Origin of the sequence: Bartonella sp. CL25QHWL (genome assembly GCF_042195335.1) — a bacterium.
In the GTDB taxonomy this organism is placed as follows: Bacteria; Pseudomonadota; Alphaproteobacteria; order Rhizobiales; family Rhizobiaceae; genus Bartonella.
Genome location: NZ_JBHIOE010000011.1, coordinates 17260 through 33287 on the forward strand (window position 1 = coordinate 17260; position 16028 = coordinate 33287).

A 16028-nucleotide genomic window follows, 5' to 3' on the forward strand; every position below is an offset into this window, starting at 1 on the left:
AAAAGAATGCTCTTTTGAACAGATCAGCCATACAGCAATATAAAAAAAGACATCTTAAAATAGCTAAACAGCCATCAATCTTCCTTTTTTAAGTTATCATTCGCTTTTCTTTGCAATGAACGACTATATAAGATTTTTTGAACCTTTTCAAGAGTTTCTTAGCCAATCAGTTCGATACGTCTTCAATCGCATATTCACGCGCTTGTTTTAAATAAACATCTCTTAAGTGCACCCAAGCCTATTTCGCGCCGCGGCCCATGAATGGTATAATGATAAATCTTCCATGACATGTATAAAATCCATTGAGCACTTTCCATCTTTACGCTTAATAAAAGAAGCAAGCCAGCACCATCACATATTGTTCTAACCCCTTATGTTCTGATACCCTTGGCACTTGAGATGGTTCATAAAAGCGTGGCCTTTCTTGTACAATTTCTCTGCGCATGGGAGCTCCCTGCTTGTAACTGCAAAAGACATTGTTTTGGTTAATTCACCACGAAACAAATTTGGAATGAAAAAAATTCCAGTATTCAGGGCTCTAATTCAAGTTGAATAACGATAGATTATCATTATAAATCAAAATATTATCCAATGCATAATGCTTAATGCTCCCCCACATTGATATTTTCAGAATTTCCACAGTATCTTCCTATAGATTATTTCGCTCCATAAAACAGTTTGCTCTTAATATCGCGGCTTTACATGCGCTACTAGTATAAAAACAGAGAAACAATCATTTTATAATCAAGGTACAATTTTTGTTACGAACTTTCTCTCGTTTTTAACCTTCTAAATGCGGCTCTTCTCTTTCATAATCATCACATTTCAAATCTATTCCATGTTGAATAAATTAACATCACTTGCTTGCACATCACAAACAACGCCCTAATGTGTTGATAAAATACGCTGAAAGAAAAATGCCTCTTATGAACCTTAGCAAATGCCAAGAACTATAATAAATATTGGAAGCAAGCGTACGATGATTGTGACTTGCTCTTTCATAAATATAAAGATGATAGCATTCTACAGATTTTTATATTATTCAAAGTTTATATTATTTCACGAGAGCTTTACTGTTATACTAGTTACATTTACCGTTATACCATTTACGAGTGTCATCGTAAAATGTCTGTCGTGTGCGTTGAGAGATGTTTCTTTAAAACAAGTACATAAATATGCAATACTAATATACAACATAATTATATTTCGTTTGGAACGTTCTTTACTTTTGTGTAAAACATGCTCCATTAGAACAGCATTAACCAATCTTGCTATGAGATAAACGATCAAAAAACATTTTTGTCTTCCTCCGCTCACCTTAAAGAACCAAGATCTTAACTCCATCTGCTCTGTACGCAGTCCGAATTTTTGTCAAACGATCTTCTCTTGACTTCCACTCTTGTGATTCACTTAAACGAAAGGCTCAACAAATAAACCTACGAATATTCATCGCACACTAAAAAATACTTAAACGTTCCAAGAAAACTTATATGCCTTATATTACCGTTATAAATGACAGTGCTTTATAGCATAACAGGAAAAAAAAGTTTCCAGCAACACAAAACTTACAAAAGCAATCAATAGTCCTTTTAAAGCTTTCTTTTTTAGGATTCACAATACTCCAACTCCTTAAGCTTTTATAAAAAAAGAACGATTTATAAGCTTGCCGAATATGTTGTATCAGCATATATTACAGATATGTAACATATTGTTATTCATAAAATCACCTCAAAAAGAACAGAAAGAGGTTTTTATGGCTGATCTCGTAAAAGCCGCTATGCTTTATTCAACCTTGATTATCACCATCAATGCTTTTGTTGTTATTTTAGTTCTCGTAATAGAAATATACTAAGCATACTCTCTTGGCTTATTGTAATTTGCGCAAATAAGCATCTTAATTTCACATAAGAGCAAAGAAAAATTTTAATTCTACAGATAAACCACACACAAAATTTCAAACATCGCTTGCAACTATTTGAGTGTAAACTCTGCTTTTTGTATGCATTTTTAACCATCAGTGTCCGTCTTTTCACGCTATCTTGAATCTCAACTTCATTCCCACCTTAAAAAACGAAATTTTCTACCAGATCCGATCTGTAAATACTTTGTCTCCATTATTGAGTAAGTTCCTCTTTCTTCCCCCCTTCAGGGCATATCACAATTCTAAAGGATAATATTTCATGAAGCTTATAATAAATCTATTGAAAACCATCTTTACCCTTATGAGAAAATAAACCAGCAGCATCACACACTTTTCCAGCCCCAAATGTTGCAACAATCTTTAGCACTTGAGATCGTTCATAAGAGGCATTTTTACTTCTTTCTTCAACAGTTTTTATCCACACGGCTCTCCATGCTTGTAACGTGCAAGCAGATGGTTTTAATTGATTCAACCTAGAACAGATTTGGAATAAGAGAATCTTACTATATTCGAGATCCTTATTCAGTATAAAATAATTAAATTATTTTTATAAATAAAAGTGTTATTCAAAAAAATATTCATCACACACTCGAGAACAAAAAACACCTCATACGTAAATTTTTATATGAGCTCCACCGCTCAACATGATAATATCACGACACAATCAAGATAAAAAAATAACAAGGGAAACCCTTGCAAACTCAGAAAAGAGAGGGGAAAAATAAAAAGGTGTGGAAGGCGCTCAATTCCTCACAAATCCGGCAAAACCGTCCTAGCAAAACTGCATCACATCTTAACTAATGTTATAATATTCTCAAATCAAAAGCAATTTTTTAAAATAGTTTGAGAAAAACATTTGAGTATGAAACGATAATAATTACATTCAGAATGTTTTTCTCTTTATTAAAACAGAGAAAAGTAATTCCCAAACAAATGTTTCCTCCCAATTTTTCCGAAATTAGCCGCAACGCTTAAAGACGATCTTAGTGTGATGAAACATTTATTTGTGATAAAGGCAAAAAAACACCCCAAAGATAAATTTAATCTCATATTTTAAATACATGTAACCAAAACATTAAAAAATTAGCAGTAACACGTAACAACTCATTGGGAGGAAATACTATCTACAATTGAAAGCACTTTTGGGCTGAACAAATGACAGTATAACATCCGTTTACACAAAGAGTACAGATCGTAAACGACTAATTCTTGAAGCCATAAAAAGACTCTCTAAAAGTTAGAGAGAGCCTAAAAAACGCAATAGAATCAATAACTAAACAATTCCTTATTTATTGAGCTGTATGTTTTTAATGAATGCCAAACATAAGTTCCATATATGCTTGTCTGGCATGTTGGCAATTTTTAGATTTCTCCATAGAAGATTGATCCAGCTTTTCACATTTTTTTGCCCACTCTTCGAGTAATGTTTTATCTTTCTTAAATTCCGCTACGCTGTAAGTTTTTTCGCAACCAGCAACGACAAGTCCAGTACAAACCAGCAATGCTATAATAATGGCTTTATTCATGATTTAATTCCCTTCCTTTTTCTCTTCAGTTTTTTTCTCGTCATCATGTACAAAGCTCGAACCAGGCCAATCTCGGGCATGAACTTCACGATACGCTTTATCTGCGTTTTTACAATTTTGAGAATCTAAATCCCCTGATATTATGCATTTCATTGCCCATTGCTCGAGTAATTTTGGATCTTTCTTAAACTCTGCTACGCTATAAGTTTTTTCACAACCAGCAACGACAAGTCCAGTACAAAGCAGCAATGCTGTAATAATGGCTTTATTCATCAATAAAATTCCCCTTTTTTTCAAATTTACAAAGTTTAGGACACAATTTAGCACCCGATTAAAATTGTACATTCAGTTCATTGTGCATTTTCAAAAATTTTAAAATCCACTTCTGTGCGCGATTTTTCCCAATCTATGATGATAAATCGCGTACAAAGAAAAATACCGCTATCAATATATTTTTATGATTTAATTATTGTCCTGCTGTTTTTCAGTTTCATTCCCCTTTTTGCTACTTTCACGAAGTTCCTTTGCAAGATTTCTATAATGCTCTTGAAAAAGTTCCATATCGGCTTGCATGACATTTTGACAATTCTTGGTTGCAAAAGCAGAGGGGCCCATTTTATCGCATTTCTTTCCCCATTCTTGCATCAATTTTTTATCTTTCTTAAATTCTGCTACGCTATAAGTTTTTTCACAACCAGAAACGACAAGTCCCACGCAAAGCAGTAGCGCTGTTATAATGATCTTGTTCATGATTTAACCCCTCTCTTTGTTTTATATTTTATTAACAATATCTTTGGATTCACATCCCCTCCTATATTGTAACCTTGCGTCTAATTTTCCTTTGCAAATACGTACACTTCCAACGCAAACATGTTAAATCATGAAAACTGCCTTTCATTTATCAGACTTGTATTTGTAACATTATCTGCACGGCAGCTCTTTGTATTTGAAGTGTTAAAACTTCAGCAAAAATTCTGATATCTTGACATTCTCAAAAAGCTTTTTAATCATTTCTTTTCCTTCAAGAACCTCTTGGTAACGAGAAGCAGCACGATATCTTACCCAAAATTCGTCATGCCTATATCCATTGCAAATTCCCTGCAAACGAAAAAATACACCTTTTAATCAACAGATTGCGCTCTTATCATTTCTAAACCACCGGAAAAGAAAGAAAGCTTTAAGTCCCCCCTGTACTTTTTAAAAGCCAATAGAAATGCTAAAAAAGCGATCTTATACATTCCAATTGAAGAAAAAAGCCTATTGCCTTGCGTACCATTACGACTGGCATTAACTATTTAAGACTATAAAATCATATAAATGTAAGAAATATTGTCTATAATATGCTCAATGACTTCTTTTGTTTATTAGGAAAACTTATAGCGCGTCAATATCAGTAAATTTTACTTATTTTTAGCCCCCCCTTTATAAACAATGAATATAATTTAATAAAACGGATTGCTGCATAACAGAAAAAAATAATCAACGCTACTCTTAATTACATTATTTACGCATGTATTAAGTACAATAAACAAAAAAATAACCTGATGTTTAAAATCATTATCAAGATAATTTTTATGGAAGAATAAACTTATCTACTCATCTAGCGGATAAGATCACAAGTAGTATGATGATTATCACATTTATAGGGAAAAATTTGAAACGGAGAATTTTTCGCAAACTCATAGCTCTTTCATGCGATGATACAGAACCTTATGAGAAACAACTTGAATGAAGCAACCATCGTGAAAAAGGAAGAGCACTTTTATTATTAACTTCGTATAAAAACAATCGATATCATCTCTAGAAAAAGCACTCAAACCAACGAAATTATCGTATCATTTTTTACACTTTTCCGTATTTTTGTGAAAGCAATTCGCGGACCTCATCAGCTATTTTAGTTCCACGACTTGCACAACTGACCTTAATCAATCGATGCAAACTTTCTGGTATATCAATCGTGAGGCGCTTCATACCTCCACTCATGCTCCCTTTGTGGCTTCCTACCCATGCATCCGCTGTTAAAGGAATTGATTTATTCGTTGGTTTTGTGCCAATTTTAATTTTTTTATTCATCGCGCTAACTCCTTGATTTCGGCTGCAACCGCTTCAATCTCTGCTGCTGCTGGTCCTTGCTTATCAACTTCATAAACCGCCTTCCCCTGTGCTGCTGCTTCTGCAAAAATCACGCGCTGCGCAACGCTAGAAGAAAGAACATGCACAGGGTATATGCCAAGAGCTTCGTTCACATCACGCCCTATCGCTGTATTGACTATTTTACGATTAATAACAAAAGCAGATTTGAGATTTTCTTTATAAACACGTGCTTCGTCAATCAGCTTTACAATTCCATCCGCTGCCCAAATATCATAGGGACTAGGCAAAACAGGTATAAGCACCAAATCCGAAGCCATAAGAGCACTACGAGCAAGATCAGTTACACGCGGAGGACCATCGATAATAATATGATCATAACCATGACCAATCTGTGTAATCTCTTTGTGAACCGTTGCACGCGGTAAACCAATAACCGAAAACAAAGGTGCATCTTCACGCGCAGCAGCCCAATCCAATGCGCTTCCCTGTGGATCAACATCAATAAGCAATACCCGTGCACCGGTACGGGCAAAACTGGCCGCAAGATTAACACTCAACGTCGTTTTTCCGACACCTCCCTTTTGATTCAAAAGTCCAATAATCATTTATTACGCCTTTCAGCATTATCGTTTTTACGATTATACAGAAAGTAATAAAAGAAACAAGCATCCAATACGTGCAAAATAACCATTTCTCCTATTTTTAGGATAAATAACAATAGCCCGCAATTTTTTATAATATTCTTTTAGCATGAGCAAAAACATTATGAAGATGATATTCTTGAAAAGAACAAAATAAATTTAAAAGAGGCATGCTCTTCTTCCCCCTCCCTAAAACGAAGATTCTTAAATCCATGTCGATCTGTAAACAATGCGCTGTAAATGATCCAGCTTCTTATTTTGCACCTGCCATTTGGGCTTCTCCCTTCATGCTATCCACTTAATACAACTCTACAAACAAGCTCCACTCTGAATATACAACAAACTATAAGGAGAATTCATTGTTTTACGCATTGAATGAGAGAGCTGAAATCAGGAAGATTCTCTCATTTCATGCCTCTTATATTAAATTAATCAAAATCATATCTCTTGTACGTTACAAGCGGGATTGGCGTGTGGGCAAGAACTGTACAAGAAAGGATTTAAAATGCTTCTTATGCAGAATCTCCAGTACCAAGAACTATTACAATATTGGGGGCTGGCAAATATAATAGGTGCCGACTTCCTTCTTCATAAGCGTAAAAAGGGTGGTGATCCATGAATTTTATACTCTTTGACGCTCGACAGAGTAAAATGGGCTTAAGAGAAATAAGGGTGCCTCTAGCAAGCGCGTAAACAAGCAACACAATGAAATATCTATGTTTAGTAAACACTATAGATTATCCACAAAGACCAAACATCCGTCTTTCATAAATCGCATAACGAACATGTTGCGGAGTGAGATATTTTGCATCTTATAGCTCATTTTTCCCAAATAGATTTTCTCGACAAAAAGAATATTTTTGTTAAGATGCCACTGAAAAACTTACCTTCATTATGTTCTTTCTATATACCAGACCAGAGGGTATCGTGAAGATCATGCAATTGGGAATAAACAAAAATGAATTTACAACAAATTGAACCTGATATTTTTATCAGCGCCCAACTTAGCATAGAAAATATCAAAACATTGGCACAAGCTGGTTTTAAAACAATTATCTGTAACCGCCCCGATCACGAAGAGCTCCATCAACCTGACTTTTCTAGCATTAAAACGGTCGCAAATGAATATGGCATAAAAGCCTATCACATTCCCATTTCTCCTCCAACTATAGAAAAGTCAGCTGTTGAAGCCATGCAAACAATTTTAAAAACAGCCTCTCTGCCTCTTCTTGCCTATTGCCATCACGGAGCACGCTCGCTGCATCTTTATCGTTTAGCGCGTCTTTAAACAGAGGGTTCGCACACTTCCTCCTCGCCTTAAAAGACGAAAATTCTTAAATACACATCGATTTGTAAAAAACAATCTGTCAATAATCTTTGTCTTGCGCCTTTCCCTTGGCTTGCCACTTCATAAAACTCTACAAGCAAGCTTTGCTCCTCAATATACAACAAGCATGCACACCCGACGCCATAAAAATGCGTGAAAATTCATATGATGATCAAAGAAAATTATTTTCACCTCACTTTTTATCACTGCTCCACCTTCTTTTTCTCTTCCTTTACCAATACGAGCTCATTCGTACGCCACAGACACCTAAAACGACAGTAAAACCACTAAGAAAACCCCATATTCCGAATAAAAGGCGTGCAGAGTATTTTATAAAAAAAGCCGTAAGCCATAATCTATGGTTAACTACAACATATTGATTTATAACAATTAATTATTTTGCACGTTGAATGATAAATCCTAATACCGTAAGATTCTCTCAAGCCTATTTATAGTGAAGCAATCAAAAGCGTGTTTCTTGCATGTCACAAGCAGGAAGTATTCGTGTGAAATAAAACGAGTTAAGAACAAACTCTCATAAACGCTCTCAAATAGCCAAGACTGTACAAAACTGAAGGCTTGTCAATATAACGGATGGTGTCGGATTGCTCTTTTATTAGGCATAAAGATGATAGCGCTCAACGAAGCTTGCACGATACCATTCATGAGAGCCATCATGAAAATGAATATGGGAAGCGTTGAGAGATATTTCTTCAAAAGAAGCGCATAAATTAGCAAAACAAGGATATTCCAGCATTTTATTTTACCTGTGGGGCGTGATATCCTATTCAAAGAACAACAAAAGCCTGAAGCTGTTATTTTCATGATTTAAGAGATATTGCTCTGGACCCTTTTGAAAGTAGCAAAGCCGAATTTAAAAAAGACTGTCATCTGGACTGATTTTCCCCTTTATAACTTCATATTTTTTCCCAATAAGGCTGCAGATTGATTTCAGAGAATACGCAAATGGATAATGCAATAGGGCTCTCCTCATCTAGCATACAAAAGCTGTAACAGTAGAGAGAGCATTAAAGCGCCTTAATCCTTATCTCAAACATACTGCTCGCGTTGAGGAACACTAAAGAAAAAGTTTTATAAGAAAAACAACACCATAAAGTCACGAATAGACCGAACATAGATTGGAAAGATGTTCTAACTTTTATCCAATATTTCTATCAAAAAACAACAAAACATTATTGGCTTTGTGTTTTCATATCCTTACAAGACTGTCTTTCCTTTTCATTATAGGCGTTACATTTGTGAAAGACAAAGGAAATATATGGATAGTTTTTAACTTGAAAATCTGAAAGATTGACGTGTTACGACAACAAAATTGTGCCTTTATCCATCAAAAGCATTAGAAATTTTGAAACAAATACACCTGCTTTCTCGCAATGATTTCTTTTATCTACAATCAATCGCAGTCTCCTTAATATGCATTCCCCATCACAATATACAAGAGAAACGAAACTTAAAGCATTTTCCAGCAGCTTCATTCTCGTTTACGTGATTGGTTAGCACGAAAACTGCTGCTGAGCACTAAATCTTCTTCACAAGACTCGACAAACAAAACTTTTGTAAAAATATTCATTACATAATACAAAATATCACATGCGTAAGGTTACACGAACCAACTCTCATCATAAACGATGATACGGCATAAATGACATAATAAGCCAAATTAGAAAAAAGAAACAATAAACTTTTAAAATAAAAAAAGTCATCAATTAAATTTTATCAAACTATAAGCTTAAAATCGCAAGAAGTTTTAAAAACAGCCTTTCTCCTTCTTCACGTCTATTATTGCTAAATAGGCTGGTTGCTTATTCTTTACTGCATCTTTTATGACGAGTTTTAACGTATCAGAAAGAAACAAGCAGTAAAGTTTTGAATGACAACAAAAACCATAAAGTTAACTTTGAAAAAAATGATGCCAAAATCAGATCTTCAGATATTCGATTCTCCCTCTCAACAACGGAAAAAACATATATTCCACGATGTTTTGGAATATATGTTTGTGATTATAATCACTTTAAGTGCTATTTTTACAGCTCTTCTCTCTTTTTCAGATCAGTTTAGGACATATTTTTAAAAGTAAGCAGCCTATCCAACGTTGATAATGGTTGTACTGTCTTTAAAATTTCTTTTGCTTTTTTTTCATCACGATGCATTTGCGCAATCAAAGGTTCAAGCCCATCAAATTTTTCTTGTCCTCGCAAAAACTGGAAAAAAGAAACGGTACAGCTTTCCCCATAAAGGTCGTCGTTAAAGTCAAACAAATAGGTTTCCAAAAGGGGCGCACCATCTTTAACAACCGTTGGACGACAACCAAAGCTTGCAACACCATCATACAAAACACCGTTCGCACGACGCAAACGTACCGCATAAACACCATGAGCCAAACGAACTTGGGGAGGCAACATTTGATTAGCGGTAGGAAATCCCAAAAGACGTCCAAGTTTTTCACCTTGAATAATATTGGAGCGTATCCGATAGTGATACCCTAATAAATGGGCTGCTTTGTCCACTTCCCCTTGTGAGAGAAGTTGCCGAATAAAACTAGAAGAAATGATCAAAGGTTGTGAATCTTGAGAACGAGAAACGCAAGAAACTTGCACAACCTCAAATCCATATTTCTCTCCCCTTTGGCAAAGAAGATGTACATTTCCGCTTTTCTGATGACCAAATTGAAAATTTTCGCCTGTCACCACAACTGAAACATCAAAAACTTCCTTTAAAAACGACTTGATAAATTCGTCCGCTGAAAGAGCGGCAAACTGTGCATCAAACGGCTGTTCAATCACGCAGTCAAAGCCAAGGGTTTTAAAAATTTCAGCTTTTTCAGCTGCCTCTGTCAAACGATAGACAGGAGCTGAATGTTGAAAAAAACTTCTTGGATGGGGTTCAAAGGTTAAAACAACTGCTGGTTTCTTTTTTATACGGGCGAAATCAAGCGCTTTTTGCAACACCACCTGATGTCCGCAATGAACACCATCAAAATTTCCAAGTGCCAACACTGCTCCCCGCCAAGCCGAGGGAAACATATGAATTCCCTGAAGACGCAAAAAATTAGTCATTACTGAAGTGCCCACATGATTGCTTGTGGTTTATAACCATGACGTTCAAGAAAAGAATGCAAAGCTTGCTTATCAACCACACCATTTTGCGTATAATCATAATGATGAATCCCCCCCATAATATAAAGGGCATCAAGACCAAAATGAGCCGCCCCCTTAATATCCGTTAAAAGACCATCACCAATAGCTAAAACTTGACTTTTTTCTACTGTTCCCCGTACTTTTTGAAGTTTTTCAAAGGCACATTCATAAATAGGCGCGTGAGGTTTTCCAGCAATGCGCACCTCCCCCCCTAATTGTTGATAAAGACGAGCCAATGCACCAGCGCACCAAAATTCTTTATTTCCATAATGGACAATCACATCTGGGTTCGCACAAATAAAAGGTAAATTCCGCGACCGCATGCGACGAAACATCTCCTCATAAGCAGAGGGTTCTTCGTCAAAATCTTCAAGAAAACCGCTACAGACGACAACAGAAGCCTCCCATTCTTCAACAAATTCACACTCTAACCCTTCAAACAGCACCAAATCATGCTGTGGACCAATGAAAAAAACTTTACGCGGAGCAGTCAGAATAAGATCGCGCGTTACATCCCCTGAAGTGATAATGGCATCATAATAGTCGCTATGAACATTCATACTTTGTAATTGAGCAGCAACATCTTCCCGTAGCCGAGGAGAATTGGTCAATAAAATGACAGTTTTTCCCATTTGTCGGATTTTATACAACGCCTTCAACGCTGGTTCAAATGCATGTACACCGTTATGCACAACACCCCACACATCACAAAAAACAGCATCATAATGCGCTATAATAGTCTCAATATGGGTAACTTCATTCATGGTGCACCTATCTCTATTTGTCATTTAAAGCTGTCTTTTACTTCAAAATTACTTACCGAAAGATAATACTTGTGTCATCTGCTTTCTCAAACCATATCCCAACTTTTTATCGTCTATAGAGATCATAAGAAATGATAAAATAACTAAGTTATCATTAAGTTGTGCAAAATTCTAAAATGCTTGATAGCAAAAGCTTATCATTCCCCAATGCTCATTTTTCTCATAAAAATTTTAATTCTAACAACAACGACGTTGGTAGAGTTTTTTATCTAAAATACTCAAATTCTTCACTGAGAAAATAAACGTATCCCCCTCTTAAAAACATGCATCATGAGAAAGCCCAATATATTTTCTCATTTCAAATCCGTTTATATTGAATCAATCAAAACTATTGACTTACACATTATAAACGGAGAGCGTACAGATAAAAACACGTGAAGAAAGAAAAAATAGCTCTTATGCTCCCTTTCAAAGGCAAAAACTGTCGTAATATTTTAACTGGCCGAGAGTATATGCCGTCCGAGCATCTTTTTTTCAATATAGCTTTTATCCCATTCATAGAGGCTTTTACGCTATATACTTTACGAAGCGCCATTGTAAAATAGACGCTAACATTGAGAAATATCTTCTAAAACAAACATGTGAATATACAACAATCAGATCTATAATGTTTTGAGTTTATTTTGCATGAGGGCTCTTTACTCATAAAAGCTTTCCCCTATCATCATGATATCTCAGACGCATCAAAACAAGCCATTTTGGTATTGGTTAAGAGCAACACCGTAAGCGGTGCCTTGAGCTTAAAAACCAAGGTTTACCTTCGTAAAATGCATATCTGATGTCATGCGTTTAGTAAGCAAACCTTAAAAGTTTGAAAGGCAAACAATCTCTCATTTGGAAAAATCTGTCCGTCTCAAGAAAAACTATTTTTATTGCCAATCTCCTAAAATTACTTTATGAGTCAGAAAGTGTCTTGGTCGCATACGCAACGACCAATAGGGATTAAAAGCCTGAAAACTCAAACATGAATTGACCCCGCTTTGCGGGTATCCCGGAATTCCGGGAGATTTTGCTATGTCCAAGTTCTTCTCAGCACTAAAAGCAAAATGCTGATTTGAGTTGAGTACTTTTAACTCCCGGAATACTCATGCGAGGGCGCTCGCAGCCGGTGGGGAAAAATGCAAGCTCCAAATCTTAATATTGATCTTTTTGTAGGCAAAAAGATTCGCTTTAGGCGAAAAATGCTAAAAATGTCTCAAAAAACATTAGGGCATTATTTAGGTGTCACTTTCCAACAAATCCAAAAGTATGAAAAAAGCTTAAATCGCGTGAGCGCAGGGCGTTTAAAGGAAATTTCCGATATTTTGAATGTTCCACTTGCCTTTTTTTACACTGATATCATCAAAAAAGACAACACCCCGTACCATTATGATGAAATCGCCTCGAGCAAAGAGGAATATTTGCTTTTAAAAAGTTTTAGAGTCCTCACATCTGTCAAGCAGAAAGCGATTTTAAACTTAATTTGTGATCAAAATTAAAACGCTTTAAAAGCATAGCTATAGGGTACTACACGCCCTATTCTTGGCTTTCTCCCCACACCTTCAAAGGATGCAACCCCCTTCTTAAACCGGTTGATGAATAATCCGCCTTCTCAAAAATAGCTCCTTCTCAGATTCCCATTTCATATGGTTCCTTTCACAAAATTATACAAGCAAGCCCTCCCTTGAATATTCATCACACTCTCTCATCAAAACACCCCATGTATAAAGTCTTATGTCTTATATCACCACACCCGCAAACGATAGCGTTTTACAGCACAACAGAATAAGCATTTATCCGTATTTAAAGGGGGCTACCTTTTCGCTATGGACGCTCTCTTTATTTTAGATGATGTGCATTTAATATATCTTCTATTAAAGACTTAGTATCTGTTATAAAGTCTTAAAGGCATATTTTTCCTTTAAAATCTCAATGCTACAGCAACTCCATCATAAGGCAACACATTGATTTATAATGAGTATTCATTATTTTACATGTTAAATGAGAATCCAGAATATCGTAAGATTCTTTCATTTCAAATCTGTTCCATGTTGAATCAACCAAAACTATATCTCTAGCAGGTTACAAGTGGGAAGAGGCGTATGGATAAAAACTATTAAGTAAGAATTAAAAATGCCTCTAATGAACCGTCTCAAGTACCAAGAGCTGTAAGCAACACCCACGAGCTGGCAAACTATGTGATGGTGCAAGGCTTACTCCGTTATGAAGCGTAAAGATGGGGGGCTCAATGGCTTTACCGTTATACCCTTTACGAACAGCGTCGCAAAATAGGCTTGGATACCTTGAGAGATATTTCTATAAGACAATGTATCTAGTTCTCTCATGATCATAATCCTCAATCTGATAAAGTTGAAACAAACAATAGGATTGCGAATATGATTTAGGGAGCTCATCTGAAAGATGAAAAATGATAAAAAATTCCGCTATAACAATTGAAGAAGCGAGCATTCTGTTGAGCCGTAACTTCTTTATTTTAGAATTTTTATATCACACTTTACTGTTGAGATGCATGACCACTGTCTGTAACATCAAGCTTTGGCGAGAAAAACATTTCAGTATCTGCTTGTAAGACATTTTGACAGTTTTTAGATTCCTTAACAGCTTGTCCTGAAAAAAAACACTTCATTCCCCATTCTTCTTTTAATTTTGCATCTTTTTTAAAATCTTCTACGCTATAGTTTTTTTCACACCCCACGACGAATAATAGAGCCGTGCATAATAAAATAATTTTTTTTCATTTTATCCCTCTTTAAATATCTTATCTGTTAATATCATCCCCCAAATGAGGGTTGAATTTTCACACTGTATGAGAATACAGCCTCACTATCACTGACTTGCTTTCAAAGTGAACACTCTGAGTAAAATAACGCAAAGAAGAGCTCACAATAGCTATCATATGAGTTTGTCATAAAATACAATGAGAAGGGAAAGGGCCAAAACTGAACACAAATGACGAAATCAGAAGACGCATTAATGCTTTTGTTCAACTGATTTCAAATAGTTACATTGCAATAGGCATCGCCCCTAGCCCTATAGAAAGCCTATGAGCATTATAATACTTAAGTCTCACGATCATTGAACCACAAAGCCATAACAAAAAAGTATGAGCTCTTTTTACCTATTTGTATGTTGATTATTGTTCCCCCATCGAATGCTTAAATAGAAACGTTTTATGGTACATAGAAAACAATCAACAAGGCAAATCATTTTTACGAAGATTTCTTCGTGTAGAGTCTACTTGAAATCCATCCATCTTTTAGAAATCTGAATTTAGAAGCAGATAATTATGAAAGCTTTTCAAGGAATGCAACAGATTGATCACTTTTAAAGAAGTAAAAAACGTGATCCAATCCTGAAGATAAAATTCTGATGAAGAAAACTTTTGCTAGGAATTCTTTTAAGGCATTGTAAAATATTCTATCAGTTATATCAAACGTTATCCCATTTTGGGGGCTGTTCATTTTTCACTTTTTCAACTTCGCTCTAGAAATCCGTTTCTTGAGCGTTTTTTATCGTCTCACTTTCTCCTTCAAACACAAATACTCAAAAATGCTTTGCCACCAACAATGAAGTTTTCCTGCTTGTATAAAACACATAAGTAAAAATAGAAGAGCGATTTTGAGAGCAAACCTCCCTGAAAAAGCAAGTATCATCCATTTACTTCATAAACGAAAATAATCTCACGGTTTATTCAAATTTGCTCTATGGTTTGGTACAATTTTATTGATAAAGCTTTCTCTATAAAGATTTAAGTAAATATGTTCGTTAAAACCAATCACGGACTTGCAAAGGGGTTGTAAGATCCATTATCTCTCCGCCATTTTAAAGGTTCAGTGAAATCACTTGACCAAAGACCAATCTTGTTGCCACGTGCTTTTTCTTCCGCATGATGATACTGGGCTGGAATAGGATTTTTTCCCTCTTTTGAGAGTACCAACATACCTTCTGTAAGACCTGCCTCAGCTAAATCAACCCCTTGAACAAAACATTGCGCATAATAAACACCATTGTGCATCAAAGCCTGTTTACAGGATAAATCCTGCCCAAGTGTTTTGGTGACAAGCCAAGCCATTGTAACCACACCACAGGGCCATTCTTGATCATTTAATCTTGCTTTTTGACGGGGTGCACATGTGTCTACACCATAAAGATGAATATCACGGATGATATGTGATCGCCAAGATTGTGCAGAAGGCGTCAGTAATTTAAATGTAACCCCACTTGTAACAGAGGCCTTACCATGAAAAACAACAGCATTATTTGCAACATCGTTTAATGAAACACTCTTCTGCAAATCGAGATCTGATTCATTTTTTTCTAATTGCTGTTTGGTGATAGATTTACCCAACTTTTTTTCTTCTCGATAGAGATCGACAATATCTTGTATATCTTGCGTCTCAAATGTTTTAAGAATGCTGAAATCCATTTTATCTTTATATTGGCTTAATCCCCACACTATGGAACCCATAATGTAAACAATAACAATCAATTTAAATAGCATTTCTTAACACGCTCGCTCAAAAAATTCATTGTTTTT

The 16028-nt window shown here is 35.6% G+C and carries 13 protein-coding genes; 2 read left to right on the forward strand and 11 right to left on the reverse strand.

Going from position 1 to position 16028, the window contains the following annotated elements; translation table 11 throughout:
• Window positions 1-2198: 2198 nt before the first annotated feature.
• The 6 genes from ACFILY_RS07070 to parA all read right to left on the reverse strand — a co-directional run bounded on the left by ACFILY_RS07070 (window position 2199) and on the right by parA (window position 6146).
• Window positions 2199-2345 (reverse strand): hypothetical protein, encoded by a 147-nt coding sequence (locus tag ACFILY_RS07070; protein ID WP_273790973.1) that lies wholly within the window; start codon window positions 2343-2345, stop codon window positions 2199-2201.
• Between the two features lie 883 nt (window positions 2346-3228).
• Entirely contained in the window at window positions 3229-3447 is a 219-nt protein-coding gene (locus ACFILY_RS07075) for an EexN family lipoprotein (RefSeq protein ID WP_273790972.1), read from the reverse strand.
• A 3-nt stretch (window positions 3448-3450) separates the two neighbouring features.
• Window positions 3451-3720, reverse strand: a complete 270-nt coding sequence (locus tag ACFILY_RS07080) for an EexN family lipoprotein (protein ID WP_375637738.1) — start codon at window positions 3718-3720, stop codon at window positions 3451-3453.
• Between the two features lie 189 nt (window positions 3721-3909).
• The gene (locus tag ACFILY_RS07085) at window positions 3910-4197 is read right to left on the reverse strand and encodes an EexN family lipoprotein (RefSeq protein WP_273790970.1); all 288 of its coding nucleotides are present in this window, start codon (window positions 4195-4197) and stop codon (window positions 3910-3912) included.
• A gap of 1092 nt (window positions 4198-5289) precedes the next feature.
• Window positions 5290-5520: a plasmid partition protein ParG gene (locus ACFILY_RS07090; RefSeq protein WP_273790969.1), complete on the reverse strand. Its 231-nt coding sequence runs from the start codon at window positions 5518-5520 to the stop codon at window positions 5290-5292.
• The gene (gene parA / locus ACFILY_RS07095; protein WP_273790968.1) at window positions 5517-6146 is read right to left on the reverse strand and encodes a ParA family partition ATPase; all 630 of its coding nucleotides are present in this window, start codon (window positions 6144-6146) and stop codon (window positions 5517-5519) included. The genes ACFILY_RS07090 and parA overlap by 4 nt, the downstream gene beginning before the upstream one ends.
• A gap of 994 nt (window positions 6147-7140) precedes the next feature.
• On the opposite strand from parA, the gene ACFILY_RS07100 reads away from it, so the two are divergent.
• On the forward strand, window positions 7141-7470 hold the full coding sequence (locus ACFILY_RS07100; RefSeq protein WP_273790967.1) for a TIGR01244 family sulfur transferase: 330 nt from the start codon (window positions 7141-7143) through the stop codon (window positions 7468-7470).
• A gap of 655 nt (window positions 7471-8125) precedes the next feature.
• Here ACFILY_RS07100 and ACFILY_RS07105 read toward each other — a convergent pair.
• The 3 genes from ACFILY_RS07105 to ACFILY_RS07115 form a co-directional block, all read right to left on the reverse strand.
• Window positions 8126-8266, reverse strand: coding sequence for a hypothetical protein (locus ACFILY_RS07105; RefSeq protein ID WP_375637739.1), 141 nt, complete (start codon window positions 8264-8266; stop codon window positions 8126-8128).
• Window positions 8267-9584: 1318 nt separating this feature from the next.
• Window positions 9585-10586, reverse strand: coding sequence for a bifunctional riboflavin kinase/FAD synthetase (locus tag ACFILY_RS07110; protein WP_273790966.1), 1002 nt, complete (start codon window positions 10584-10586; stop codon window positions 9585-9587).
• On the reverse strand, window positions 10586-11431 hold the full coding sequence (locus tag ACFILY_RS07115; protein ID WP_273790965.1) for a TIGR01459 family HAD-type hydrolase: 846 nt from the start codon (window positions 11429-11431) through the stop codon (window positions 10586-10588). Before ACFILY_RS07115 ends, ACFILY_RS07110 begins: the two co-directional genes overlap by 1 nt.
• 1178 nt (window positions 11432-12609) lie before the next feature.
• On the opposite strand from ACFILY_RS07115, the gene ACFILY_RS07120 reads away from it, so the two are divergent.
• A complete protein-coding gene (locus ACFILY_RS07120) occupies window positions 12610-12969 on the forward strand; it encodes a helix-turn-helix domain-containing protein (RefSeq protein ID WP_375637740.1) in 360 nt (119 codons plus the stop codon).
• 1016 nt (window positions 12970-13985) lie between these two features.
• On the opposite strand, the gene ACFILY_RS07125 is transcribed toward ACFILY_RS07120, so the two are convergent.
• The gene (locus ACFILY_RS07125) at window positions 13986-14219 is read right to left on the reverse strand and encodes an EexN family lipoprotein (RefSeq protein ID WP_375637759.1); all 234 of its coding nucleotides are present in this window, start codon (window positions 14217-14219) and stop codon (window positions 13986-13988) included.
• Between the two features lie 1047 nt (window positions 14220-15266).
• Window positions 15267-15992 carry a hypothetical protein gene (locus ACFILY_RS07130; protein ID WP_273790963.1) on the reverse strand — a complete coding sequence of 242 codons (726 nt, stop codon included), beginning with the start codon at window positions 15990-15992 and terminating at the stop codon, window positions 15267-15269.
• Window positions 15993-16028: the final 36 nt, after the last annotated feature.

Coding starts and splice junctions, on each gene's coding strand:
- ACFILY_RS07075 (WP_273790972.1), bottom strand. CDS start 3,447: ATGAATAAAGCCATTATTATAGCATTGCTGGTTTGTACTGGACTTGTC.
- ACFILY_RS07080 (WP_375637738.1), bottom strand. CDS start 3,720: ATGAATAAAGCCATTATTACAGCATTGCTGCTTTGTACTGGACTTGTC.
- ACFILY_RS07085 (WP_273790970.1), bottom strand. CDS start 4,197: ATGAACAAGATCATTATAACAGCGCTACTGCTTTGCGTGGGACTTGTC.
- ACFILY_RS07090 (WP_273790969.1), bottom strand. CDS start 5,520: ATGAATAAAAAAATTAAAATTGGCACAAAACCAACGAATAAATCAATT.
- parA (WP_273790968.1), bottom strand. CDS start 6,146: ATGATTATTGGACTTTTGAATCAAAAGGGAGGTGTCGGAAAAACGACG.
- ACFILY_RS07100 (WP_273790967.1), top strand. CDS start 7,141: ATGAATTTACAACAAATTGAACCTGATATTTTTATCAGCGCCCAACTT.
- ACFILY_RS07105 (WP_375637739.1), bottom strand. CDS start 8,266: ATGCTGGAATATCCTTGTTTTGCTAATTTATGCGCTTCTTTTGAAGAA.
- ACFILY_RS07110 (WP_273790966.1), bottom strand. CDS start 10,586: ATGACTAATTTTTTGCGTCTTCAGGGAATTCATATGTTTCCCTCGGCT.
- ACFILY_RS07115 (WP_273790965.1), bottom strand. CDS start 11,431: ATGAATGAAGTTACCCATATTGAGACTATTATAGCGCATTATGATGCT.
- ACFILY_RS07120 (WP_375637740.1), top strand. CDS start 12,610: ATGCAAGCTCCAAATCTTAATATTGATCTTTTTGTAGGCAAAAAGATT.
- ACFILY_RS07130 (WP_273790963.1), bottom strand. CDS start 15,992: ATGCTATTTAAATTGATTGTTATTGTTTACATTATGGGTTCCATAGTG.